The organism is Psychrosphaera ytuae, assembly GCF_017638545.1.
Lineage (GTDB): Bacteria > Pseudomonadota > Gammaproteobacteria > Enterobacterales > Alteromonadaceae > Psychrosphaera > Psychrosphaera ytuae.
Map to the genome: position 1 here is coordinate 825766 of NZ_CP072110.1, position 24608 is coordinate 850373.

The window sequence follows — 24608 nt, forward strand, 5'->3', positions numbered from 1 at the left end:
CCTCGATGTAATGACATACATCGAGGTTTTGTTATTTAAGCTAACGGACACAATTATTTGGTGTCTGTCTTCTCAGCCTTCACCGAATATTTTTCGAACCACCCTAGAATGTTTTCAATCTTAGCAATCATTCGAGACGGACGGCCGGCTATACCGTGCGGTGAGTCAGGCACACGCACCATTACAGTATCAATTTTGCGTAGCTTAAGCGCTTGGTAATACTGCTCAGTTTCTGACATAGGTGTACGACGGTCATTTTCACCAGTCAACAACATGGTTGGCGTGGTTACATTGCCTACTAGTGACAATGGTGAACGCTCCCAATAGTGCTCTACATTTTCCCAAGGCATTCCAGGGAATTGGTTAGGGATCTGACCTAGGTAACTATCAGCCGTCAAAACTTTCGATATCCAGTTAATCACTGGCTTGGCTACAACTGCCGCTTTAAAGCGGTCTGTTAAACCAATCGCATAAGCCGTCGCAATACCACCAGCAGAACCACCCGTGATATACAGTCGTTCTGGATCAACCATGCCCTTCTCGATTAACGCATCGACGCCCGACATGTGATCGGCAAAGTCCCATTTGCTCGAATATTTGTTTTGTAATAACAAAGCAAATCGCTCACCGTAACCTGTTGAGCCTCTGTGATTGTCATAAAACACTATGTAGCCTTCGGCGGCAAAACGTTGTAGCTCAGCCGAGAAATGAGGTCCATAGGCCAAATGAGGGCCACCGTGAATTTCTAATATTAATGGATATTTCTTCGTTGGGTCGTAATCCGGCGGCAAAATGTACCAACCCTGAATCTCTTCACCATCAATAGAAGAGTTGTAGATGATCTCTTTTACTTCGCCTAGTTTTTTGTGACCTAATAAATCTTCATTAAGGGCAGAAATTCTCACTTCATCACGGCCATCTTTGACAAAAATATCAGCCGGACGCTGGCCTGAACCTTTGGTGTAGGCAATCACATCATCATCTGCGTGAAAAGCAGCAAACGCATAAGGTCGTCCAATTGTCGTGCCACCTAACCCAGTGGCCAACTTCTTGTGTTTGCCCTTTAGACTTGAATAACCGACAGTAATGGTGCCGCGCTCAGTCATTTGATAATAAAGCCCTGAGCTTTTTTCATTCCAAATCGGTCCAGACACTGAGTTATCGATATCGCTGGTGATGTTTTTGCTGTCTTGTTTACCCAAAGTTTTTACAAATAAGTGACGGTTGCGATACGCCAACTTTTTGTTGTCAGAATGCAAATATGCGAGGTATTTGCCATTTGGCGATACGACAGGCGAGTATTCATCACCTGGGGTATTGGTAATTTGCGTTATCGTGCCTGCATTTGGGCCAAATGCAGTAACTGAGTAAATATCCGATTCACGAGACTCATATTCCCAATTGTCACTGCGATTAGCCGAGAAAAATATCTCACTGCCATCTTTAGACCAGGTCAAGTTGCCGCCGTGATTATAGTTACCTGAGGTTAACTGTCTTGCCGTTCCACCATCAGCTGGGATCACAAATATATGTCTAAAACTTGGCTCCAAAATACCGGCTCCGTCCGCTTGATATCGCGCTTTAGTGACGTATTTTACTGGCTTAGACCAAGTGGCGCCCTTTGGCTTTTTCGGCATTTTGACTGAAAACGGGCGGTTAGTGTCATCAACAGACATTGTAAAAGCAAGGTACTGACCGTCCGGGGACCAGGTCACATTTCCTTGCCCTTTTGGTACGTTTGAAATCAGTGCCGTTTGACCTGTATCCATCCAACGAACATAGAGTTGTGTTTTGCCCTCTTCATTCGATTGATAAACGATGCGATCGCCGGTCGGTGACCATTTGGCGCCATAGAAAGCTTTTTTCCCTGATAGTAGCGGGCGATGCTGGCTGCCGTCAGTTTTGGCTATCCACAAGTTACTACGAGTGCCGTCAGTCATGATGTCATTAGTACGACGAGTATAAATCACCCATTTGCCATCTGGAGAAACTTGCGGATCAACCGCATACTCAAGCTCAAAAATATCTTCAGGACTGAATTTACTTTGAGTTTGCGCGGCAATCGAGGTTGCTTCGCCGTGTTCATCTGTCCCGCTATTTGCTGAGTCAAAAGACAAGGAGTCAAAAGACAAGGTCACCGCCAACAATGAAGAAACGGCGGTCACGAGTGTTCGCTTAGGAATAGGTTGCATAACAAGTCCTTATTCTTATTAATACTGTTTTGTCAGTAGTTTGGTAATACAACTGAAATCAGTCTACTGGATCTAATTGAATTAGAAAAATTTCCTGAGACTAATAACAAAAAAGCGCGGCCAATTGACCGCGCTTTTGTTATTGCTAATCCAGTTAATAAATTACTGTTTGTTCACTTTTGCCCAGTCACCCGCAGCAAAAACATTCAACTCTTGGGTTGCAATGTACTTAGCAAATGCCTCGTTGACTTGTTCTACAGTCAAACCCTGAACCTTGTCTTGATACTCTTTAAACCAACGAATATCGCGTTCTACTTTTTTGTTTTCGTTCAGCATACGAGCAATGTAGCTTTCAGACGACCAAGTAACACGCTGTGATTTAAGAGCACCCTCGATGGCATCCTTTACTTCTTTTTCTGTGAAGCCATTGTCCAAGACTTTTTGGACTTCTTCTTTATAAGCTTCCACAACTTTCTTCATGTTTTCTGGCGCAGCAATCGCTGACATGTAGAAAAGACCTTTTTCTTCATCGTACTCTAGACCAAGGCCAGAACCTGTGCCGTAGCTATAACCTTCTTTGACTCGGATACGCTGCATCAAGCGCGAAGCAAAACCACTACCACCAAAGATTTGGTTAGCGATATACGCTGCGTGGAAATCAGGGTGTTGCTCATTTAAGTCAACCGTGTGGGCTATATACAACTGAGCGTTGGCTTTATCTGGCGTCTCAATCCACATGTCTAGGCCCGCAGGACTAACAAAAGTTTGCTCTGGTTCAATATAATCGGCTGAACCGTCGATGCCACCAAAGTAAGCTTCTAAGTCTTTAGAAATCGCTTCAGGCTCAACGTCACCAACAACGGAGATAAACCCGTTGGAAGCGTCGAACAATGATTTGTGTAGTGCTTTAAGGCGCTTTTGATTAACCGCTTTTAAGCCATCAATTTGCTCGTCAATGGTTTTATAACCAAACGCGCTGTCCTTTCCATAACCGTCAAATGCCTTGTTTAGCGCATTAAGCGCAACAGAACGAGGTTCACTGCGGCTCATTTCTAGCCCTGTGATTGAAGCTTTGCGGTCGATTTCGATTTCAGCCTCATCAAAAGCAGGGTTCGTCATTAACTCTTGAACAAACAGTAACGTCTCATCTAGGTTTTCTTTAACTGCTTTGATAGAGACATTAATTTCACCTAACGAGCGGGTAGAAATACTTACTGACGCCTTTAACGCATCTAGCTTAGAAGCGATATCTGCTTTACTGTAAGTTTTTGTTCCTGAGAACAACAAGCCACCTAAGAGTTTAAAGTCCGCCTCATAACCTTTTAGAGTTTTGTCACTACCGACCGGGAAGTTCATTGCGATATGTACTTCACCGGCACGAAGTTTTTTAGGGTAAACACTGACTTTGGTACCCGTTTGCCATTCAAACTCTTGCAAGCGAGCCAACACGTTTTCTACTGTGTTGTCATACACTTCACCACTTTCTACCGCCTTACGGCCTTTATAGTCGGCTAATATTTCAGAAATGTCTTTCGCTTCCGAAATTTCCGCACGAACCGGCTCTTTGGTTGGGATAAAGCGCCCGATCGTGCGGTTACTCGAAACAAAATACTTCTCTGCAACACGCTGCACATCTTCAACAGTGACTTTTTCAACTAAATCGCGGAAATAGAAAATATAACGATAATCACCCATCGCGATAAATTCTGATAACTCCATGCCTACGCCTGTAACATTGCGCAAAGACTCTTCTGTGTCTTTTAAGATTGCCGCCTTAGCCGTCGCAACTTCTTCAGCTGTCACCTTGTTTTCATCTAAGTCTTCTACCAAAGAAATCAGTGTTTTTTCCATTTCTTTAGTGTCTTTATCTTTACTGCCCTGACCTACCAACATAAAGATTGATGGGTCTTTCAATAGATAAGAAAACGCTGTTGCTCCCGTCGCTAAACCTGGCTCGACCAATTGCTTTTGCATTCGGCCACGAGCACTGTCTGATAACACGGTCGCCAATACTTGAAGAGCTGGGGTATCTTCGTGAAGCGCCGAAGGCACATGATACACAGCGCCAATCATAGGTACGTCACCTGTGCGGCGTAAGTTTACTTCGCGCTCACCATCTTGAGTTGGCTCTACTGTATATAGCGGCTCAATCGGTGTTTCAGGTTGCTGTAATTTACCGAATGTTTTTTCGATAAGCTCAATGGCTTTGTCTTTTTCAAAACGACCAGCGAGGGTTAATACTGCATTATCCGGACGGTAGTGTTTTTTGTAAAACGCACGAAGCTTATCAAATGGGAAGTTTTCGACGTCAGAACGCGCGCCAATTGTTGAGTTTGCGTAGTTGTGCCACAAATAAGCCGTTGACGACAAACGCGACGACAACATTCTAAATGGGCTGTTTTCACCGCGCTCCATTTCATTGCGGACAACCGTCATCTCAGATTCTAACTGCTCGGCCGTGAAGGTTGCGTTAACCATACGGTCCGCTTCCATGCCCAGAGCCCACTCTAAGTTGGTCTCGTCGTACTCAAACAATTCAAAATAGTTGGTTCTATCTAACCACGTCGTCGCATTTACACGCATACCGCGCTTATTGAATTCTAAATCAATGTCTTTGTAACTCGTAGAGCCTTTAAACAACATGTGCTCTAGCAAGTGGGCCATACCCGTTTCACCGTAATTCTCATGAACAGAGCCAACTCTATAGGTGATATTAACCAGAGTTTTAGGTTGAGCTGAATCTGGGTATAAAAGCACCTTCATCCCATTAGAAAGGGTATACTCCTCAATCCCTTCAACGCTACGTACGTATTCCATTTTGGCATTTGAAACAACAACTTCTGGCGCTGTTGAAGACGTTTGAGTAGCAGAACAGCCAGCTAATGCAACAAACATTGCAGAAGCAATCACTGTTTTCGCGAATTTTGATTTTTGACCAGCGGCAAATACCTTCATCCGATTTGACTCCGTGTAGTTATTATAAGATCACGTGATAAGGCCGCTATTTATATCAAATTAGCCACTAAAAGCTAACGAACAACATGTAACAAGGTATGAATAAACAGTTGAAGTAACGGCTTCTCACGTCCGTTTGTAAACTTAACTTTTCGGTTTAGACGTCTAGGCGTAAAAAAGTGTTAGGCAAATTTAGGGTTTATGGCTTAAAATTACCTGACTAAATTTTTCATAAACCTAGAGAGTGACTTAATGGCAAAACATTTATTCACATCAGAATCTGTATCTGAGGGTCATCCGGATAAAATCGCGGACCAAATTTCTGACGCAGTGTTAGACGCAATTTTAGAACAAGACCCAAAAGCACGTGTTGCTTGTGAAACTTACGTAAAAACTGGAATGGTAATGGTCGGTGGTGAAATCACTACATCGGCATGGGTAGACATCGAAGAGCTTACTCGTAACACCGTTCGTGAAATTGGTTACGTTCACTCAGACATGGGCTTTGACGCTGATTCTTGTGCCATCTTAAACACGATCGGTAAACAATCTCCAGACATCAACCAAGGTGTTGACCGCAAAGACCCTGCTGATCAAGGCGCAGGTGACCAAGGCTTAATGTTTGGTTACGCGTGTAACGAAACAGACGTATTAATGCCTGCTCCAATCGAGTACTCGCACCGTCTAGTTAAGCGTCAAGCTGAAGTTCGCAAAAACGGTACCCTTCCTTGGTTGCGTCCAGATGCAAAATCACAGGTGACGTTTGCATACGAAAACGGCAAGCCTGTTGGCATTGACGCGGTTGTTCTTTCAACTCAGCACTGTGACACTATTTCACAAAAAGACTTAGTTGAAGCCGTTCGCGAAGAAATCATCAAGCCGGTTCTTCCGTCTGAGTGGTTAAACGAGCAAACCAAATTCTTCATCAACCCAACAGGCCGTTTCGTAATCGGTGGTCCTATGGGTGACTGTGGTCTTACTGGTCGTAAAATCATTGTTGACACATACGGTGGTATGGCACGTCACGGTGGTGGTGCGTTCTCTGGTAAAGATCCTTCTAAAGTTGATCGCTCTGCCGCTTACGCAGCGCGTTATGTTGCTAAAAACTTAGTAGCAGCGGGCCTTGCTGACAAAGCTGAAATCCAAGTTTCTTACGCTATCGGTGTTGCAGAGCCAACGTCTATCAGTGTTGAAACATTTGGCACAAGCAAGCTAGAAGAAGACAAGCTAATTGAGTTGGTACGTCGTCACTTCGACTTACGTCCATACGGTCTTATTCAAATGCTTGACCTTGAGCGCCCTATCTACAAAGGTACTGCGGCTTACGGTCACTTTGGTCGTGATGAGTTCCCTTGGGAGCGCACGGACAAGGTTGAGGCGTTACGCGCTGACGCTGGCCTATAAATCTCAGGATTTATCTAAAAAGGACGCTTCGGCGTCCTTTTTTTGTGTCTGCCTCGAAAAAGCAACCGCTCATACTCATCTCTCATACTCATCCCTAATATTTAGCTTTGTCGGCACGAAACATACTGCACGTTCTGTGAATAGGCTGACCATGAGTGGTTGGCTTTGCCTCGGCCGCGCAAGTACATCCCTGTAATGCTTACGGCCACGCATCCCTGCGTGGACTACCTCGGAAAGCAACCGCTCATACTCATCCCTTAAACTCAGAATCGTCGATATGGTCAGTGCTTATTTCAAATAGGAACGTCTGCAGTGCCAGCTATAAGCGGTTAACACCAAAGTGTGAATTGCAGATCCTGAGTTGGGTACTATAACCCTTGATAGTCCAAACAGGATGTTTGGCCGTAAGCGTCACATGGATGTGCTTGAAGCGGTCAAGGGTTAAAGTACCCAGGTTAGGAGCTCGCAACGGCACAGGCAGTCCTAATGCTTAGCCCATTCACTTAACTTGCAGTGTGTTTAGCGCCGACACTTTACCGACCATCTCCTTCCCAACGAAACAGCGTCGTCCCAATCCCCAAAAACACCACCGTCATACCAACCATCACCAACACATGATCAGCAATATCAGCCAAACTTGCACCTTCGGTCATCACGGCTCTCGCTCCTTCAACCAAATGCGTCAATGGCAATGCATAGGCAATTTGCTGAATAAACTCTGGGCTACCTTCTAACGAAAACCACACCCCGGATAAGATCATCATGGGCCAGGTAGCAAGGTTTAACAGTCCGCCAGTGAGCTCTTCACTGCGAGAGCGTGACGCAATCATTAGGCCTAATGAAATGAGTGAAAACGCCCCTAATATACCGACGATAAAGAGGTCTAAATAACTACCCAACATGTAAAAATCGAATAAAAAGTCACAACCTACAAACACCGAAGTTGATAAAAACATCACGATAAACAAGCGTGAAACCACTTGAGCCGTCAAAAACTCAAACGCAGTAACAGGTGTTGCGTTGAGGCGTTTTAAAACCATGTTTTTGCGATAACGCACAATCACATAACCTACGCCAAATAAGCAACTGAACATCATGTTCATACCTAAAATACCAGGTAACACAAAATCCAAATACCGGATTTGACGGCCATCTACCGTTTGTTGCTGCCACTGACTTGAGCTTGGTTCATACCCCACTAACAGCTTTTCCATAAAATAACCGTTTGGCGACGACTCATTGATCCAGTATTGTTTAGACTCAAAGTCGATCAACATATCCAGTCGGTGCTGACGTAGCTTTTCGATGGCGACATCTGAATTTTCATAATCTACAAACTCGACGTATTTTGTCGCTAAAAAACCTGCACTTTGAGTATGCTTTTCTGAAGCGTTCTCAGAGGCTTGCTTAGAGGTGTCAAAAGACGAAGGCTCAACATTCACCGCACCTTGCCCAACCGGAGAATTTAATAAGCCAACTTTGAATTGATCTTTTCCATCACCGCTAAACACAAGCGCAAAACCAACCAGTAACAAAACAGGAAAAACAATACTCCAAGTTAACGATGATTTATCTCTAAAAAACTCTAAATTTCGACCTTTTAATATGGCGTAAAATCGCGAAAAAAATAACTTCATATCTGTCTACTCCACCGAGTCCAAATTGGCTTGTTCGCCTTGTTCTTCCTGACTTTGCGTTAATTGATGACCGGTCAATTTAATGAATAAATCATCAAGATTTGCTGATTTAACCTGCAGTCCGTCTAATTTAACGCCTCTTGTTAACAACTCACTAATCGAAACCTCAACATCTTTCGCATCTATGTCCACATGGTGTTCGCCAAAACGTCGACCAAAATCGGCAATTTCATGACCTGCGAGATTCTCAATTGGCAAGCGAATAATGGCGCCAGAAAAGTGTTCAGTGAGGAGTTTTGACGGTGTGTTTTGAGCGATGATGTTGCCTTTGTCCATGATCACGATTTCATCACACAAGTACTCCGCTTCGTCCATGTAATGAGTGGTCAAAATAATGGTTTTACCTTGATGTTTGATCTTAGTGATCAGGTCCCAAAAGTTTCTTCTAGCGTGAGGATCTAATCCTGTTGTTGGCTCATCCAAAAACAAGATTTTTGGGTCGTTGATTAAGGCCAGTGCCAACAACAAACGTTGCTTTTGGCCGCCTGATAGCTTTTGATGACGTCGGTCTTGAATATCAACCAAGTCACACATTTCCATCACATCATTCAAATTTGCAGGATTAGGATAAAACGCCTGAAACATTTTTAGGGTTTCGCCCACGGTCAAAAAATCCTGTAACGCCGTATGCTGAAACTGAATACCTATTTCTTTCAAAGATTCTTTATTGAGTGGATCGCCAAAAAACGAAATTTCACCGCCTGACGGTTTGATCAGGCCTTCCATCATTTCTATCGTGGTGGTTTTGCCCGCGCCATTTGGACCTAACAAACCAAAACAAATGCCTTTTTTCACAGAAAAAGAAATGCCATTGACGGCTTTCACATCGTCGTATTCTTTGGACAGGTTGTTCACTTCAACATATGCAGTCATAACCTACTCTTTTATTTATTAAATTTATTCACAGGGAATTCGAATGATCCGATATTCAATACTACTTTGAGTTGCTAGAATAAAGCCATTGAAACTTTTATTAAATCCACCGATCAACAAAGACAGACGACCATGCGGATCCCAAGAATTTTTGAACCTTCTTCCCTCGAGCTTAATAGCACAATTCAACTCGCCGCCGATGCGGCTAATCACGTTGGCCGAGTTTTGCGAATGACGCCTGGCCAAGCTATTACGTTGTTTTGTGGCGATGGGTTTGATTACGCTGCGACAATTGTAGAAGTAACCAAAAAAAACGTCAGTGTAGAAATCACCGACAAAACTGAAGTCACAAACGAGAGTCCCCTATCAATTCACCTTGCTCAAGGTATCTCTCGCGGCGACAAGATGGATTTTACGATTCAAAAGTCGGTGGAATTAGGCGTGACAGAGATCACCCCGATTTTTACTGAACGCTGTGGTGTTAAACTAAAAGGCGAACGTCTTGAGAAAAAACATCAACAATGGCAAAAAATCGCCATTTCAGCGTGTGAGCAGTGCGGCCGAGCAACTGTACCTGTGATCCATCCACCAATTGATTTTAATGAATTTATTCAACAAAAAACCGATGAGTTGAAGTTGAATTTGCATCCTAGAGCCTCCATTTCTGTATCAGGATTGAGTGTTCCCGATTCTGGTGTGCGTTTCGTTATCGGTCCAGAAGGTGGTCTTAACGACGATGAAATCGAAGCTGCTGCAAATGCCGGCTATCAAGAAATCCTGATGGGACCTCGCATTTTAAGAACGGAAACCGCCGCCTTAACACTATTAACGGCGTTACAAGTTCAATTTGGCGATTTAGCCTAATCGCCCTTGCAGTCGCGAAATGCCTGATGCCTTCTATACTATGGGGCTTATGATTGAGTGTATTTCGCAAGACTTTTAATTTTTGACAGAGAAAGCAGAATATTATGACGGTAAAACTTGGAATCGTGATGGACCCCATCGCAGACATCAACATCAAAAAAGACTCTAGCTTCGCCATGTTACTTGAGGCACAGTCTCGCGATTACGAATTGTTTTACCTCGAAATGAACGACCTATATCTTCGCGATGGTCACGCTTTTGGTCGCGTTCGCCCTTTAACAGTTAAAAACCAAGCTGGCGACCATTACACTTTAGGTGAAGTATCACACATTCGTTTATCAGAACTAGACGTCATTTTGATGCGTAAAGATCCGCCTTTTGATACCGAATTTATTTACGCCACTTATATGCTCGAGCGAGCTGAAGACGAAGGTACGTTAATTGTAAACAAACCACAAAGCCTGCGGGATGCCAACGAAAAACTATACACAAGCTGGTTCAGTGAGTTTGTACCACCGACCATAGTGACCCGTGATGCGCAGCTGATCAAAGAGTTTTACCAAGAACAAAAAGATATCATCCTGAAGCCGTTAGACGGCATGGGTGGCGCGTCTATCTTTAGAGTAAAAGAAGGCGATCCAAACCTATCCGTAATCATCGAAACTCTAACCGAACACGCAACACGCTACGCAATGGTTCAAGGGTTTATTCCGGATATCAGCAACGGTGACAAACGCATTCTTATCGTAGATGGCGAGCCAATGCCTTACACTCTGGCTCGAATTCCAGCAAAAGGCGAAACTAGAGGTAACCTAGCCGCAGGCGGTCGTGGCGAAGCTCGTCCTCTGTCAGATACAGATTGGAAAATCGCCAAAGCGATTGGTCCAACCCTTAAAGAAAAAGGCCTTATTTTTGTTGGTCTAGACGTAATTGGTGACTTTGTTACCGAAATTAACGTCACCAGCCCAACCTGTATTCGAGAAATCGAAGCCGCCTATGACATCAGCATCACTGGGCATTTGTTTGACGCCATCGAAAAGCGTCTAGCAATGCGTCATTTATAAACCAAGGAGCGCCCATGACTGTTAAATTTTCAAGCTCCTTGAGTTTAGCTAACCAGTTTTTGATCGCCATGCCATCGATGGACGACGGCTACTTTCAGCGTTCGGTTACCTACATTTGCGAACACGACGAACAAGGCGCAATGGGTCTTGTCGTCAACAAACAGACAGACATGTCTGTAAAACGCCTGCTTAAAGAAATTCAAATCGACTTACCAGAAACCTCACCACTTGAGGAAAACATGGTGTTAGCTGGCGGCCCAGTTCAGACCGACCGCGGCTTTGTGTTGCACAAAGGTAACCGCACCTGGTCTTCAAGCCTTCAGCTAGAAGAAGGAATCATGGTGACCACTTCCAAAGATATTTTGGAAAACTTAGGCAAAAAGTCAGGTCCAGAAGACTTTTTAGTGACGTTAGGCTACGCAGGTTGGTCTGCAGGTCAGCTAGAGCAAGAGATTGCTAACAACTCATGGTTGACCGTCAAAGCCGACCCTGAAGTTATTTTTAACACCCCTGCTTCTGAGCGCTGGGAAACCGCAGTTAAAATGTTAGGCATCGACATCTCACAATTAACCAGTTTTGCAGGCCACGCTTAATGACCACACAAACAATCATGGGCATAGACTTTGGTACAGGCAGCATTGGTTTTGCTATCGGCCAAAGTTTAACAGGCACGGCCTCTCCAATTGGTGCTGTTAAAGCTAAAGACGGCACGCCAAATTGGGACGACATCAAAAAGCTGTTAGACGAATGGCAACCAGATTTGGTTGTCGTAGGCCTACCTCTCAATATGGATGGCACTGAACAACCTATGACACTGCGTGCAAAGAAGTTTGCCAATCGTCTTCATGGTCGTTTTGGGGTTAATGTCACGACGCACGATGAAAGGTTGAGTACAGCAGATGCGAAGGCGCATTTGTTTGACCGTGGTGGTTATCGCAATCTTAAGAAGGGAAATGTGGATTCTCAGTCGGCAGTGGTGATTCTTGAGAGCTATTTTGAGTCTCTATACGATTAACCTTTAGTTACTCCTGCTCAGTAAATGGGCTGATCATTGGGTGGCCTTTATCTCGGCCGCGCAAGTACGTCCTTGTAATGCTCCCAGCCGCACATCCCTGTGCGGCAACGCCTCGCAAACGCTCACCCAATACTCATCCCTAATATTCAGCGTTGTCGGCGCTAAACACACTGCAAGTTAAGTGAATGGGCTAAGCATAAGGACTGCCTGTGCCGTTGCGAGCTCCTAACTTGGGCAGTTTAATCCTCTTAACTTAAGCTCAGTGAATGGGCTGACCATGAGTGGTTGGCTTTGCCTCGGCCGCGCAAGTACATCCCTGTAATGCTTACGGCCACGCATCCATGCGTGGACTACCTCGGAAAGCAACCGCTCATACTCATCCCTTAAACTCAGAATCGTCGATATTGCCAGTGCTTATTTCAAATTGGAACTTCTGCAGTGCCAGCTACAAGCGGTTAACACCAAAGTGTGAATTGCAGATCCTGAGTTGGGTACTTTAACCCTTGAAAGTCCAAACAGGATGTTTGGCCGTAAGCGTCACATGGATGTGCTTGAAGCGGTCAAGGGTTAAAGTACCCAGGTTAGGAGCTCGCAACTGCACATAAGCCACCCAATGGTCAGCCCATTCACTAGACCAGCAGTGTTTCGCGCCGACAACGCTGGATATTAGGGATGAGTATTGGGTGAGCGTTTACGAGGCGTTGCCGCACAAGGATGTGCGGCTGGGAGCATTACAAGGACGTACTTGAGCGGCCGAGATAAAGGCCACCCAATGGTCAGCCTATTCACAAACTTATTAGTCGATTTCGTCCAAAAACTCATCGTCCAACTTAAACTCCTCCTTCACAGGCGGATTACCATCAAAAATCTGATAATTCTGATTTTGAAAATAAGCTTCCTTCACAAAAATATACGGATCCGTCGAGTCATAAATCAAACGTTCCTGCTGCAACATATCCGCGCGTGAATACACCGCCTTCAAGCCAGTTTTTACCAAAGACCAAGGCCATTCAATCAAATACATAGGGAAAATTTCACTGTCAACAAAATCCCCTACTCCATCACGCACCGTCGTTGGGCCATAGCCAGGAAGCATGATAAACGGGCCATTACCAACACCGACCATTGCCAAGGTTTGGCCGAAGTCTTCCTTGTGGCGTTTAAGCCCCATAGCGTCTGCTACGTCAAAAATACCGAGTAAGCCGATGGTTGAATTGATCACAAATCTGCCCACACCCGTTGCGGCTTTTTTAAATTTAAGTTGTACCAAGCTGTTCAGGGCGTAGCCTGGCTCTTCTAAATTGGTCACAAAACTTCGAGTACCTTGCTGAACCGGTTGAGGCAATGAGGTGTAGCCTACTGCAAGTGGGCGCAGGATATGTTTGTCTAACACTTCCCAGTTGAAGTCCCACATACTGCGGTTAAAGCTTTCAAATGGGTCGCGCTCGTCAACGTATTGTGATTCGGTCGCAGGCTCTGGCTCAAAAGGCTTTGTTTCATCAACCGGAACCGTGGCTAAGTTACCGCTTTCATTTAAGGTTTCGACTTGATTTGTGGTAGCCGCTGCGGTTTGTTGTTCGTTTGGTCCCTGCGCACAAGCCGAGGTCAGTGCTACTAGCGCAGCAATTAAGACGGCTTTCATTGTGTAATTCATTTCTGTTCCTCAGATTGAGCGATAATCGTTAGTTTTACAATTGACTCGGTGGGCAATGCAATATTTGTTTGTTGTGCTTGTAAGTCACCCGGCACAAAAGGCGCTTGTTCGTCTAACGACAAACGCGCGAATACGTCAACACTAGACTGACTCGCCAGTGACAAAGTAGGCATCATAACGTCTTGCTCTGTCAAAGTAATAGTTATCCCTTTTGTCAGGTCTGCAAGCTCAGATACTGCTAGCTTTTTAACTGCTAGAGGCATCGGCATTTCAGGCGATTTGGCAAATACAAACAAATGGCTAAACTGGCTTATATCAACATTTTGTTCAACGCGGATCTCTACATTAACGGTCACACCTGATGCAGATTGCTCTGGCTGCGCTGTTGGGTTTTCTTGCGCATTCGCTTTTATCCCGGCTAACTCCTCAGATTCTTGGGCGTTAAGGTTCAAGCCTAACTTGTCCTTCAAAAACGCAATGCGCTGCTTGACGGCACCTGCGCGCGGATCATTCGGTGGCACAACTCGATCAATAAACGTAAAGTCATCTAAAGAAGACGCGTACTGCTCGTCTAACAGCTTACCTTCAGCAAACAAAATCAACGCCGTCAGGTTTTGTGGGTTTAACTCTAAGGCGCTTCGCAATACTCGAATAGAACGTCGATAATCTCCAGGTTCGCCACGTTCTTGTAGTGCTTGACCCAAACTGACAATTGTAGAGCCACTGCTCGGCTCTAAACGAAGAGATTTATCAAACGCGTCGATGGCGCCATCGAGATCACGCAACATATTTAGGGTGCGACCTAACAACATCCAACCTACAGAGCTAGGCTCGTTGGCCAATCGAGTACGCAAACCTAACGCAAAGTCCTTTAAATCTTGCTCCGTCGGTGTTGCCGCACTGTTTTCTAACACTTGTTTAGACAACGCTGGCATTTTATCGAGTGTTGCGCGCCATTCTTCAAGCTTGTGCTCTTCACCATATTGGACAAACGTCGTCATCAAAGTAGCGATAAAAATGACGAGCGCGGCAATTAAATACGGCGCGATTGCACGTTGAGAGTCGGCTTCTTTTCCATTATCTGAACTTGAGACAGCGCCATTGTCTTGATTGCTTTCTAAACGCAGCTCATCGGTTGCCGTTAACTTTAATTCAGTCACCGCTTCGTCGTATTCTTGCTGACTAAATTGCCCTGACGCTAACTCTTCTTTTAATTCTGCTAAACGAGTTTTGTACCAATTTGATTTTAATCCTTTATTGGTGCTGTCTCGGTTAAACTTATACAAAGGCACTAAAATAAACACACACGCAACCACAACCATGGCAACGATGTTGATCCAAAATGAAGTTAAAGAAAGTGACATGTGTGTTAATTACCCTCTGTTTTGTTCTTTGAGGTGGTGTTTGATTGGTTTGAGTCGCTGCTGTCGTCTAACAAAGCGTTTAGCTCTTTATCTAATTCGGCCTCGTCAATCGCTGCCTGTGCCGGGTTGGCTGTGTTTGCGACATCCGCGTCACTTTGTTTGGCAATGCGTTTTTGACTTTTTTGGATCAACAACACAACACAAAACAAAATAAATGCGACTGGTAAAAACCACAATATACTCGTCGCAAGCGTCAATGGCGGCTGATAGTGAGCAAACTGACCGTAGCGATTGACCATGTAGTCTATTACGTCTTGTTTTGAATAGCCTTCGTCTAGCAACTCTTTGGTTTTGACTCGCATGTCTTGTGCGATAACCGCATTACTATCCGCAATGTTTTGGTTTTGGCATTTAGGGCAGCGCAATTCAGTGACTAGTTCCAAATACATGGACTTTTGTGCGTCGTCTTTAAATGGTGTGATGTCTTTTGATTCTTGTTTGGATTCTTGTTTGGCTTCTAGCTGCTCAGTAGCTTCGTTTGTAGGTTGCGAAAAAGCACTTGGGCTAACAGCAATACTAGATAAGCAAAGTAAACCAACAGACAGCGACTTTATAGTCATAACCTTAGCGTTTTTAATTGTTAACATCACGGCTCTCCATTGAGTTCCAAATTGGTGCTAACTCTGAGCGCCAAATTCGCTCATTAATATCACCCATGTGGTGTTTTTTGATCACACCATTCGCATCTACCAAAAACGACTCAGGCGCACCTGTCACACCGAGATCAAGTGACAAACTGCGATCCAAATCTAAAATATTGTACTGATATGGATTACCCCAACGCGCCAACATCTCTTTGACGTCTACACGAATATCTTTCACATCAACAAATTGACCAAACTGCGGAGCGTGCGCTTGTTCGTAATAAATACCAACGATTTTGACCCCATACTCTTCTCTCAACTTGGTTAAAAATGGCAGTTCGTATTTACACGTTGTACACCACGTACCCCAAACGTTGAGTAATACCGGCTGGCCGAGCAGTGATTGGCGGTCATGGATCACCGAATCATCATACAAGTCCACCAGTTTGAACTCTGGCAACGGTCGTTCGAGTAATGCAGAGTCGCGTTTGGTCGGATCGCTAAACAAGCCTTTTAACAAAAACACACATAACAAACCAAAAATTAAAAACGGCGTTAGTGATAATAAAAATCGTTTGTTCATTGAGTTGAATTCCTTACAACTTGTTTAAAACATTAAGCTTTTTTTAAGCCGCGATAACGACGGTCAAACAGAGTTAAGAAGCCACCTATCGCCACCAAAATACCGCCTAACCACAACCAACGGACGTATGGTTTGACATAAATTCGAAGTGCCCAAGCATCATCCGGCAACAACTCACCCAACGACACATAAATGTCTCTGAAGAAGCCATCATCAATTGCCGCTTCTGTCATCGTATTACGCTGCACAGGATAGTGGCGCTTTTCAGCCAGCAAATTCGCTTCCAAAAAGTTACCTTTGTAAATACTAATATCGGCCGCCCACCCTTCGTAGTTTGGACCTTCAATATCTTTTATCGCGTTAAATTTATAGGTGTAGCCCATTAATTCGGCACTATCGCCAGGCCACAGCTTTACATCACGCTCTTGCGTGTATTGTGAGGTAAGACCCGCACCTGCGATTACAAACGCCAATCCAATATGACCAAGCGCCATCGCATAATGACTCATAGGTATCTTTGCAAAACCCAGTTTTAACCAGGTTTGACGAAACTCTTTGGCGGTAAAGATAACAATCCACAAGCCCAGTGAAGCCGCCAAAACGGCCAGTACATGTAATTCACCAAACTCAGCCCACAGCCACACGACACTGAGTACCACTGAAGCAACGCCAATTGCCGCTGGAGCAGTAACAAACTTATTCAATTTGTCTTGTTTCCAACGCACAAGCGGAGCAATACCCATAAGTAGCGCAAATGGCACAATGAGGTATGTAAACATTTGATTAAAAAACGGTGCACCAATTGAAATCGAGCCCAAGCCAATCTCTTTGTGAATCAACGGCATCAAGGTACCCAACAAAGTGATTAACGTCGCTGCGACAAGAAGTACATTGTTACTCCACAACATACTTTCTCGCGAAAACATCGAAAACTTGCCAACACTTTTTATTGCGCCTGAACGAATGGAATAAAGTAATAAGCTGCCACCCACAACGAGCGCAAGCAAAATAAGAATAAACACTCCGCGAGCAGGATCGGTCGCAAAAGCATGAACAGATACGATCACTCCAGAACGAACCAAAAACGTCCCCAACAGACTCAAACTAAATGCCGCAATCGCTAAAAATACGGTCCAACTCTTAAACGCATTGCGTTTTTCCGACACCGCCAAACTGTGCAATAGTGCTGTTGCTACTAACCAAGGCATAAAGGATGCATTTTCGACTGGGTCCCAGAACCACCAGCCTCCCCAGCCAAGCTCAGAGTACGCCCACCAGCTACCTATAGTAATTCCTAGAGTCAAAAACGCCCAGGCCGCCGCCGTCCAAGGGCGGGACCATTTGGCCCATGTCGAATCTAGATTACCGCTCAATAGCGCTGCAATGGCAAACGCAAAGCTAATACTCAAGCCCACATAACCCATGTACAACAAGGGTGGATGAATGATCATGCCAATGTCTTGCAGTAACGGGTTAAGGTCGCGACCATCAACAGGGAAATAAGGAAGGGTTCGCTCAAATGGATTAGAGGCGATGATGATATAGGCGTAAAAGCCGACACAAATCCAGCCAAGGACCATTAAAATACGAGTTCGCATGTCCGCAGGTAATGACTTTGATTTCATTACAACCGCAAACATCCAGCCAGATTGCATCACTAGCCACAACAAAAATGAGCCTTCGTGACTACCAAAACTTGCAGCAAATTTATAGTGGTCAGGAAGTAAAGAATTAGAGTTTTGCGCTACGTTAATAACCGAAAAGTCATCGGTTAAAAACGCATACACCAAACAACCAAAGGCAAACAATGTGAAAGAAAACAGACCAATCGTTAGATTAGGTGCCATTTGCATGAGTTTCAGGTTGTTTGTTCGCAAACCAATCAAGGGAAAAATAGACAGCAACAAACTAAACGCAAACGCCACCATGAGCGCAAAATTACCAAGTTCTGGGATCATACTTCGTCTTTACTATTATTAATTTTTATCAAGTGAATGATGGTTTTAAGTGACCGGCAAAATTGTATCATAGCCAAAACCGCTTGCCTATTTAGCAATGCGGCTCTAGCATGCAATTGTTATGGACTCAAAAACACCACCCATTAACCCGTCTAACACCTCTTCGGGTACAGGCTCGGGTACCAGCCAACAGGCTCAGACAATGAGCTTGTCGATTCAGTTTGCCGTTCTCAACAGCATGCGAGGTGGTCACAGCGCCAACTCACAATTGAACATTCCGATTAGCCCAGCACTTTCGACTCAATTAGCGAACTGGTTACAACAAGCACCAGCGCCTAAGATCGAACAGCTCCCCGCTAATCTCGCCAATTGGTTAGTTGAACACCTCAACAAGCACCAAACTCAACAAGGCCAGCCAAGACTAACGTTGTCACAGTGGTTACCTATCATTAGCCAACTGACCCTAGCGCAAACTGCACGCGCTGATGCCAACCAGTCGATGAGTACGGCAACCTACGACGTTCTACGGGTCGTATTTGCGCTTGGCTCACAGAGCCCGGCATCAAATGCCAACAAGCTCAGCAACAAAACAGACGGTATCGCACAACTATTAAAGTTATTAGTGCCGATTCCATTACAAGACAAGGCCAGCCTAGTGATCCGCGAGCGCCAACCAAGTGCAGCAGATACTGACTCTGCGCGCCTACCAAATAATGAGCTCGCAGCGATGAGTCGTGATACTCAAAATCCAGAGCACAACAAAGTGACCGGCAAAGACGAAGAAACATCTCAATCCAAATCAACCAAAGGCGAATTGCAGCCGCTCAGCTTTACGTTAAACTTTGATTTGGATGCACTCGGCTTGTTGTGTGTTGAGTTTGATCTTATTGGTCTTTCGCTTTCTAGTCGCTGTTATTGTTCAAATTTAAAACTACAAAGTAGTGTTGAACAAACTTGGCCGCAACTAGAAGAGCGGCTCCGTAAATTTGGGTTTTCGGTCAAAAATGACATTCAACTCGAGCCTAACCTATCGATTGAACAACCGAACCTGGCCAAAAATAAACCAAACAGCGGCAAACAAAGCGGCTTAATCGACATAAAAGTGTAATTAATTGTAATGAAAGAAAACTTAGAAAAAGGTGCACTCTCTCTTTTATACGATGGCAAAAACGCACCCAATTTAGCCATCAAGGGCTATCACAAATTGGCAGAACAAATTATTGCTAATGCCAGAGAAAACAAGCTTTTGGTTCATCAAGACCCAGAACTTTTTCGCCGTTTAGAGCATCTCAAAGAAGGCCAGGAGATTCCCCCTAATCTGTATATAATCATTGCCGAACTCATCGCCTTTAGTTATGTTTTGAGAGGTAAATTTCCCGACAGTTGGCAGTAAGAGGGTTTTCTCAATTAGCTTGCTCGTTTAGAATAACTTCCTTTAAACAATAAGATAGGATGATTTGAGTGCGTAAATCTGCTTTTTTCCCCTTAGCTTCCACTCCAACAGCCTTGGGCCTTACAGCTCTGCTGATGGCACCACTCTCGTCTCTTGCGAGTTCGTCAGGTGTATCGGGCTATGTCCCTTTAAATCAAAATCCTTATCTCGAATCACACATCAACCGTCTGATGGTTGCAGCTGAGTTGGGCGCAGTTAAACGCCCCTATGCTATTAACCAAGTGCGCCGTGCCGTCCAAAAAATCTGTGACGTCGAAAATGTATCCAAGCCTGCTCTAAAAAAAGGTTGTTATGTGGTAAAGGATTACATAGAGCGTGTTGACTCTGGCTCTTATGTCAACCATGCAAGTGTTAGCGCTCGTTACACCAAAGACTCAGACCTAAATGACACCCAACCCACGATGGCAATTGCCAATCAGCGCGGTGAAGAAATAGATGCGGTATGGCAATTACAAGGCCAAGCAGTACTGACCTATGGTGATTATTTGGCACTTAATGCGGGAGCAAAGGCATGGCAAGGTGAAGTTAACCTTGAAGACAGCTACGTCTCAATCGGTGTGCCGTATCTGCAGTTAGATGTGGGCTACAAGCCTCACTGGCTTTCGCCTTTCAAACAGTCTGCGATGCTATTAAGCACTCATGCACCAACATTCGCAAACGTATCTCTTTCAAACAATACACCGCTGACCGACTGGAACATTAACTATGAGCTTTTTGCGGGTCAATTATCAGAAAGCCAAAATATTTTATACCAAGGTGAACTAATAACCGGCAAGCCAATGTTAACCGGTGTGCATTTCTCTATCTCACCAGCGCCAGGTTTCACTCTAGCGTTAAATCGAATTTTGCAGTCAGGTGGTGGTGAACGCGGTAATGGCTTTGGTGATATCTTAGACGCATTTTTTGATCCAAGCGGTTCGGATAATACAAGCGAAAATCTAAGTGTCGATGAACAATTTGGTAATCAGGCCGCTTCCATTGTCACACGGTTCGACTTCCCTGGTGACACGCCGTTCTCTATCTACATGGAATACGCAGGCGAGGACACAAGTCGTGGCACCAACTACCGATTAGGTAATTCATCATTATCAGCAGGATTTGATTTCCCTTTGCTGTTTAACCGTTTCTCATTAAATTATGAGTACAGTAATTGGCAAAATGGCTGGTATGTTCATCACGTCTATCGTGATGGCCTGGTCAATGATGGCAGAATTATTGGTCATTATGGAGCAGAGTTGCGAGCTCGTTCGAACTCTGGTGCCGGTGAATCAATTGGTGCATCAACGCATAATTTAGAACTTGGGTGGCAAATTTCACCTTCTGAACGAGTAGAGTTTGGATTTAGTACCATCAAAAACAACGAACTATCAAGTTATGATTATGTTAACGGTAGAACATTTTCTCTTGATTGGTATACCAATGTCGCTGGATACAATTCAAAGATAAGTATACTTAATACGCGAAATACTTTTGACGAAAAATACACGTCTCTAAGCTTTACCCTATTTCAATAAAGACAATTGCTCATTTGAAATTTAAATACAAGGCAACAATATCAACATGTTAAAAACACTGCCACAGATTACAAAAAAGTACCTACTATGTTCTCTGTTAACCCTGATTACAGCGATAAGTTTTTCTAGTTATGCCTCTAGCTCAGAGGACGAATTAAGTGACTGGCAAATTAGAGACGTGACTTGGAGATTTGATGTCGGTGCGAGTTTATTGAAGCTAAAAGTCATTGATGATTTCTCCGCACCTCCACCGGAATATGGCGATACTGAGTTATCGCCATTAATGGGCCTTGCCTTATTAAAGCGTATGGGCGAGCACTCTATCATTGGCACTAAAGTTGAGTTGCAACGCATTAATGGCGCTCTTCTCACTGCATTTCGAGCAATTGATTATCGCTACATTTTAAACAGCCAATGGCAATTAGGCGCATTTATAGGAGCTGCAAAGTATGACTTCCGAAGCCCGGCCTATGGTTATACAGCCGGTTTTGGTGGCTTTTATCGCCCTCCTCATTGGAAAAAATGGAGCATCGGCATGGAGGTTCAATTTATGGATAAACTTGCCCGTGACAAGATTCACCCGGATGATAAGCCTAGCACGCCTGCAACGGGACCTGACACGTTTACGAATATGGCGGGCGTTTCTCTGACATTCTCTCGCTATTTTTAGTCATCTCCTCTACCACCTACTCAGGAAATGGGCTGACCGCGAGTGGCCCTTCTCCTAACTTGAATAGTTTTCTCTTCTTATCTCCTACTCAGAGAATGGGCTAAGCATGAGTAGTTGGCTTTCCTCGGCCGCGCAAGTACATCCCTGTAATGCTTACGGCCACGCATCCATGCGTGGACTACCTCGAAAAGCAACTACTCATACTCATCCCTTAAACTCAGAATCGTCGATATGGCCAGTGCTTATTTCAAATAGGAACATCTGCAGTGCCAGCTATAGGCGATTAACACCAAATTATGAATTGCAGATCCTGAGTTGGGTACCCAGGTTAGGAGCTCGCAACTGCACAGGCATTCCTCATGCTTAGCCTATTCACTTAAATTGCAGTGAGTTTCGAGCCGATAACTCTGGATATTAGGGATGAGTATTGGGTGAGCGTTTACGAGGCGTTGCCGCACAGGGATGTGCGGCTGGGAGCATTACAGGGACGTACTTGAGCGGCCGAGATAAAGGCCACCCAATGGTCAGCCCATTCTCTGAGCTCAAGTTAAGAGGATTAGACTACTCGAGTTAGGAGCTCGCAATTGCACACGACCTACTCATGGTCAGCCCATTCTCAGTTGTAGTGATGAACGGTTTAGTTGTACCCGTTTGGATTGCGTACCTGCCAATTCCAGGCACTCTTCACCATGTCATCTAAGTTAAGCTCAGCCTTCCAGCCCAGCTCACGCTCAGACTTCTCAGTTGCAGCCCAACACTTTGCAATATCGCCTGGGCGACGAGGAGCAATAGCATAAGGAATAGGCTGTCCGGTTTGCGCTTCAAACGCTTTAACCATCTCAAGAACCGAGTAACCGTTGCCCGTACCTAAGTTATGAATAAACAAGTCAGTTTCTTTAGTAATTTTTTCAAGCGCTTTTAAATGACCTTTAGCTAGGTCGACCACATGGATATAATCGCGAATGCCCGTGCCATCTGGTGTGTCATAGTCATCACCGAATACAGCTAGTTGCTCACGTTGCCCTATTGCGACTTGTTGAACAAAAGGCATTAAATTATTTGGGATACCATTTGGACTTTCACCAATTAAGCCAGACTCATGGGCGCCAACTGGGTTAAAGTAACGCAAAATAGAAATCGACCAACTTGAATCAGACTTTTGTAAATCTTGTAAAACAAACTCGGTCGCGAGTTTAGACTGGCCATACGGGTTAGTTGCAGAGGTAGGAAAACTCTCAGTAATTGGCACCGAAGCGGGATCGCCATACACAGTCGCAGATGAACTAAACACAAATCGTTTAATATCTGCTTTTTTGAGCTCTTCTAATAAGGTTAATGTACCGCCTACGTTATTTTGATAGTAGGTCAATGGCATCTCAGTTGATTCACCAACGGCTTTTAGAGCAGCAAAGTGAATTACGGCATCGATATCATTGTGTTCCTTGAACACTGATTGCAACAAGGCTCTATCTCTAATATCCCCTTCAAAAAAACAAACGTCCTTGCCGGTAATTTCTTTTACTCTGGCCAAGCTAGTTGGACTTGAGTTAGAAAGGTTGTCGATCACAACCACCTGGTAATTTTCATTTAATAACTCAACGATAGTGTGACTACCAATGTAACCGGCACCTCCTGTTACGAGTATTTTTTGTTTTACCATTTCAAGCCCCTTTTCCAGCATGTCCATTTTTTCAATTATACACACGAATTATGACAAATTTCTTATTTTCATTTCTGGTATGTACTTTCTACAGACCTTATTAGCTCAGTTAATTTTTCTTTGGGTAATTTATTTATACCAGCAGCTCCTGCTCTGCCCCCTCCAGTATCAAATTGCGAGCAAATATCTCCAGCATGAGCTTTATTATGTAAAGGAGCGCGTAGACTAACTAACACATGTTGATTGTCTACTTCTGTTATCACTAAATGTGCACGTTCTGGATTTTGATTGGCCAAATGGTTTCCAAAAGTACCACTTATCCTTCGACTCCAGGGCTCATCTGCAAGCTGTACCGCGAGACAAACCGACGACTCATGAATCACCTCTGCGCTTTCCGCTTGTTTAAAATCCGATTCAAACGCGGTTTTTAACACGTCATACGGCGAGCCGGTTTGGCCAATAATATCAAAAGGGTTTGACTCCTTTACGAGTAATCTGAATAGATCTGCAGGGTGGTAAGTAAGATCATCAGTTTGAGCACCATAGCCATTGTAATTAATAAGCGTCCCAAACTCTTTTAATAGATTCGCTTCGCTATCAGAGAGTCCTGCTTTACGGGCTAACTTATCAGCGACATCCACTAAATTGTCGCCGTAAGCTGCCGCTATGGCCCAATAATGAAACTTACCGTTAAGTAACTGATCTACAATTAACGCCGAACAGGTATCTGCTGACAAGTCGATATGAGCATCTAACTGACTAGATTGCGGAATTTCACCAGGCCTATGATGATCTGCATAAACCACCTTTGCTCCGCGCTGAAGAATACACTCCAATGCTTCAATGTTTTTTTCCATCGAAATGTCAAACACAGTAACCGTAGACGTTTTATCGATATTTTCTATTGGTATCCTTTTGAGCAAGCTAATATCGCGTTTTATCCCAGTAATGAGTTGATTTTCTTCGGGATAAGCCAAACGCCACTGAACCAATGCCAAAATACCATCGGCATCGCCATTAAATACATCGTAATTCATAAGAGAC

The 24608-nt window shown here is 44.3% G+C and carries 21 protein-coding genes; 10 read left to right on the top strand and 11 right to left on the bottom strand.

Going from position 1 to position 24608, the window contains the following annotated elements:
• Window positions 1-53 precede the first annotated feature (53 nt).
• Complete coding sequence (locus tag J1N51_RS03715) at window positions 54-2192, bottom strand: S9 family peptidase (protein ID WP_208832641.1); 2139 nt, start codon at window positions 2190-2192, stop codon at window positions 54-56.
• Between the two features lie 162 nt (window positions 2193-2354).
• Window positions 2355-5147 (bottom strand): M16 family metallopeptidase, encoded by a 2793-nt coding sequence (locus tag J1N51_RS03720; RefSeq protein WP_208832642.1) that lies wholly within the window; start codon window positions 5145-5147, stop codon window positions 2355-2357.
• A gap of 252 nt (window positions 5148-5399) precedes the next feature.
• Here J1N51_RS03720 and metK point away from each other — a divergent pair, with 252 nt between their 5' ends.
• Window positions 5400-6551 (top strand): methionine adenosyltransferase, encoded by a 1152-nt coding sequence (metK, locus tag J1N51_RS03725; RefSeq protein ID WP_208832643.1) that lies wholly within the window; start codon window positions 5400-5402, stop codon window positions 6549-6551.
• Between the two features lie 533 nt (window positions 6552-7084).
• Here the strand turns inward: metK and J1N51_RS03730 are convergent.
• A complete protein-coding gene (locus tag J1N51_RS03730) occupies window positions 7085-8188 on the bottom strand; it encodes an ABC transporter permease (protein ID WP_208832644.1) in 1104 nt (367 codons plus the stop codon).
• A gap of 6 nt (window positions 8189-8194) precedes the next feature.
• Window positions 8195-9121 (bottom strand): ABC transporter ATP-binding protein, encoded by a 927-nt coding sequence (locus tag J1N51_RS03735; protein ID WP_208832645.1) that lies wholly within the window; start codon window positions 9119-9121, stop codon window positions 8195-8197.
• Window positions 9122-9253: 132 nt separating this feature from the next.
• Here J1N51_RS03735 and rsmE point away from each other — a divergent pair, with 132 nt between their 5' ends.
• The 4 genes from rsmE (at window position 9254) to ruvX (ending at window position 12064) form a co-directional block, all read left to right on the top strand.
• Window positions 9254-9985, top strand: a complete 732-nt coding sequence (gene rsmE / locus J1N51_RS03740) for a 16S rRNA (uracil(1498)-N(3))-methyltransferase (protein WP_208832646.1) — start codon at window positions 9254-9256, stop codon at window positions 9983-9985.
• A 104-nt stretch (window positions 9986-10089) separates the two neighbouring features.
• Window positions 10090-11049 carry a glutathione synthase gene (gshB, locus tag J1N51_RS03745; protein ID WP_208832647.1) on the top strand — a complete coding sequence of 320 codons (960 nt, stop codon included), beginning with the start codon at window positions 10090-10092 and terminating at the stop codon, window positions 11047-11049.
• Window positions 11050-11063: 14 nt separating this feature from the next.
• The gene (locus J1N51_RS03750) at window positions 11064-11642 is read left to right on the top strand and encodes a YqgE/AlgH family protein (protein ID WP_208832648.1); all 579 of its coding nucleotides are present in this window, start codon (window positions 11064-11066) and stop codon (window positions 11640-11642) included.
• On the top strand, window positions 11642-12064 hold the full coding sequence (ruvX, locus tag J1N51_RS03755; protein WP_208832649.1) for a Holliday junction resolvase RuvX: 423 nt from the start codon (window positions 11642-11644) through the stop codon (window positions 12062-12064). Before J1N51_RS03750 ends, ruvX begins: the two co-directional genes overlap by 1 nt.
• 796 nt (window positions 12065-12860) lie before the next feature.
• Here the strand turns inward: ruvX and J1N51_RS03760 are convergent.
• The 5 genes from J1N51_RS03760 to J1N51_RS03780 are packed head-to-tail and all read right to left on the bottom strand — an operon-like array spanning window position 12861 to window position 18267.
• Complete coding sequence (locus J1N51_RS03760; protein ID WP_208832650.1) at window positions 12861-13718, bottom strand: MlaA family lipoprotein; 858 nt, start codon at window positions 13716-13718, stop codon at window positions 12861-12863.
• Window positions 13715-15082 carry a c-type cytochrome biogenesis protein CcmI gene (ccmI, locus tag J1N51_RS03765; RefSeq protein WP_208832651.1) on the bottom strand — a complete coding sequence of 456 codons (1368 nt, stop codon included), beginning with the start codon at window positions 15080-15082 and terminating at the stop codon, window positions 13715-13717. The genes J1N51_RS03760 and ccmI overlap by 4 nt, the downstream gene beginning before the upstream one ends.
• A gap of 5 nt (window positions 15083-15087) precedes the next feature.
• Complete coding sequence (locus tag J1N51_RS03770) at window positions 15088-15729, bottom strand: cytochrome c-type biogenesis protein (RefSeq protein WP_232842853.1); 642 nt, start codon at window positions 15727-15729, stop codon at window positions 15088-15090.
• The gene (locus J1N51_RS03775; RefSeq protein WP_208832652.1) at window positions 15716-16309 is read right to left on the bottom strand and encodes a DsbE family thiol:disulfide interchange protein; all 594 of its coding nucleotides are present in this window, start codon (window positions 16307-16309) and stop codon (window positions 15716-15718) included. Before J1N51_RS03775 ends, J1N51_RS03770 begins: the two co-directional genes overlap by 14 nt.
• A 32-nt stretch (window positions 16310-16341) precedes the next feature.
• Entirely contained in the window at window positions 16342-18267 is a 1926-nt protein-coding gene (locus tag J1N51_RS03780; protein WP_208832653.1) for a heme lyase CcmF/NrfE family subunit, read from the bottom strand.
• 121 nt (window positions 18268-18388) lie between these two features.
• Between J1N51_RS03780 and J1N51_RS03785 the strand changes: the two genes are divergently transcribed.
• From J1N51_RS03785 to J1N51_RS03805, 5 genes are all read left to right on the top strand, one after another.
• Window positions 18389-19375, top strand: a complete 987-nt coding sequence (locus tag J1N51_RS03785) for a hypothetical protein (protein ID WP_208832654.1) — start codon at window positions 18389-18391, stop codon at window positions 19373-19375.
• Window positions 19376-19384: 9 nt separating this feature from the next.
• Window positions 19385-19660 (top strand): EscU/YscU/HrcU family type III secretion system export apparatus switch protein, encoded by a 276-nt coding sequence (locus J1N51_RS03790; protein WP_208832655.1) that lies wholly within the window; start codon window positions 19385-19387, stop codon window positions 19658-19660.
• Between the two features lie 68 nt (window positions 19661-19728).
• Window positions 19729-21234 carry a capsule assembly Wzi family protein gene (locus J1N51_RS03795; protein ID WP_208832656.1) on the top strand — a complete coding sequence of 502 codons (1506 nt, stop codon included), beginning with the start codon at window positions 19729-19731 and terminating at the stop codon, window positions 21232-21234.
• Between the two features lie 46 nt (window positions 21235-21280).
• Window positions 21281-21904 (top strand): hypothetical protein, encoded by a 624-nt coding sequence (locus J1N51_RS03800; protein ID WP_208832657.1) that lies wholly within the window; start codon window positions 21281-21283, stop codon window positions 21902-21904.
• A 427-nt stretch (window positions 21905-22331) separates the two neighbouring features.
• Window positions 22332-22478, top strand: a complete 147-nt coding sequence (locus J1N51_RS03805) for a hypothetical protein (RefSeq protein WP_208832658.1) — start codon at window positions 22332-22334, stop codon at window positions 22476-22478.
• Between the two features lie 63 nt (window positions 22479-22541).
• On the opposite strand, the gene galE is transcribed toward J1N51_RS03805, so the two are convergent.
• Both galE and J1N51_RS03815 read right to left on the bottom strand, forming a co-directional pair.
• Complete coding sequence (galE, locus tag J1N51_RS03810) at window positions 22542-23564, bottom strand: UDP-glucose 4-epimerase GalE (protein WP_208832659.1); 1023 nt, start codon at window positions 23562-23564, stop codon at window positions 22542-22544.
• Between the two features lie 68 nt (window positions 23565-23632).
• A complete protein-coding gene (locus tag J1N51_RS03815; RefSeq protein WP_208832660.1) occupies window positions 23633-24601 on the bottom strand; it encodes a DHH family phosphoesterase in 969 nt (322 codons plus the stop codon).
• Between the last annotated feature and the right edge of the window lie 7 nt (window positions 24602-24608).

Bases quoted from the DNA above. Each gene is read 5' to 3' on its own strand.
- J1N51_RS03715 (WP_208832641.1), bottom strand. From the start codon at position 2,192: ATGCAACCTATTCCTAAGCGAACACTCGTGACCGCCGTTTCTTCATTG.
- J1N51_RS03720 (WP_208832642.1), bottom strand. From the start codon at position 5,147: ATGAAGGTATTTGCCGCTGGTCAAAAATCAAAATTCGCGAAAACAGTG.
- metK (WP_208832643.1), top strand. From the start codon at position 5,400: ATGGCAAAACATTTATTCACATCAGAATCTGTATCTGAGGGTCATCCG.
- J1N51_RS03730 (WP_208832644.1), bottom strand. From the start codon at position 8,188: ATGAAGTTATTTTTTTCGCGATTTTACGCCATATTAAAAGGTCGAAAT.
- J1N51_RS03735 (WP_208832645.1), bottom strand. From the start codon at position 9,121: ATGACTGCATATGTTGAAGTGAACAACCTGTCCAAAGAATACGACGAT.
- rsmE (WP_208832646.1), top strand. From the start codon at position 9,254: ATGCGGATCCCAAGAATTTTTGAACCTTCTTCCCTCGAGCTTAATAGC.
- gshB (WP_208832647.1), top strand. From the start codon at position 10,090: ATGACGGTAAAACTTGGAATCGTGATGGACCCCATCGCAGACATCAAC.
- J1N51_RS03750 (WP_208832648.1), top strand. From the start codon at position 11,064: ATGACTGTTAAATTTTCAAGCTCCTTGAGTTTAGCTAACCAGTTTTTG.
- ruvX (WP_208832649.1), top strand. From the start codon at position 11,642: ATGACCACACAAACAATCATGGGCATAGACTTTGGTACAGGCAGCATT.
- J1N51_RS03760 (WP_208832650.1), bottom strand. From the start codon at position 13,718: ATGAATTACACAATGAAAGCCGTCTTAATTGCTGCGCTAGTAGCACTG.
- ccmI (WP_208832651.1), bottom strand. From the start codon at position 15,082: ATGTCACTTTCTTTAACTTCATTTTGGATCAACATCGTTGCCATGGTT.
- J1N51_RS03770 (WP_232842853.1), bottom strand. From the start codon at position 15,729: ATGTTAACAATTAAAAACGCTAAGGTTATGACTATAAAGTCGCTGTCT.
- J1N51_RS03775 (WP_208832652.1), bottom strand. From the start codon at position 16,309: ATGAACAAACGATTTTTATTATCACTAACGCCGTTTTTAATTTTTGGT.
- J1N51_RS03780 (WP_208832653.1), bottom strand. From the start codon at position 18,267: ATGATCCCAGAACTTGGTAATTTTGCGCTCATGGTGGCGTTTGCGTTT.
- J1N51_RS03785 (WP_208832654.1), top strand. From the start codon at position 18,389: ATGGACTCAAAAACACCACCCATTAACCCGTCTAACACCTCTTCGGGT.
- J1N51_RS03790 (WP_208832655.1), top strand. From the start codon at position 19,385: ATGAAAGAAAACTTAGAAAAAGGTGCACTCTCTCTTTTATACGATGGC.
- J1N51_RS03800 (WP_208832657.1), top strand. From the start codon at position 21,281: ATGTTAAAAACACTGCCACAGATTACAAAAAAGTACCTACTATGTTCT.
- galE (WP_208832659.1), bottom strand. From the start codon at position 23,564: ATGGTAAAACAAAAAATACTCGTAACAGGAGGTGCCGGTTACATTGGT.
- J1N51_RS03815 (WP_208832660.1), bottom strand. From the start codon at position 24,601: ATGAATTACGATGTATTTAATGGCGATGCCGATGGTATTTTGGCATTG.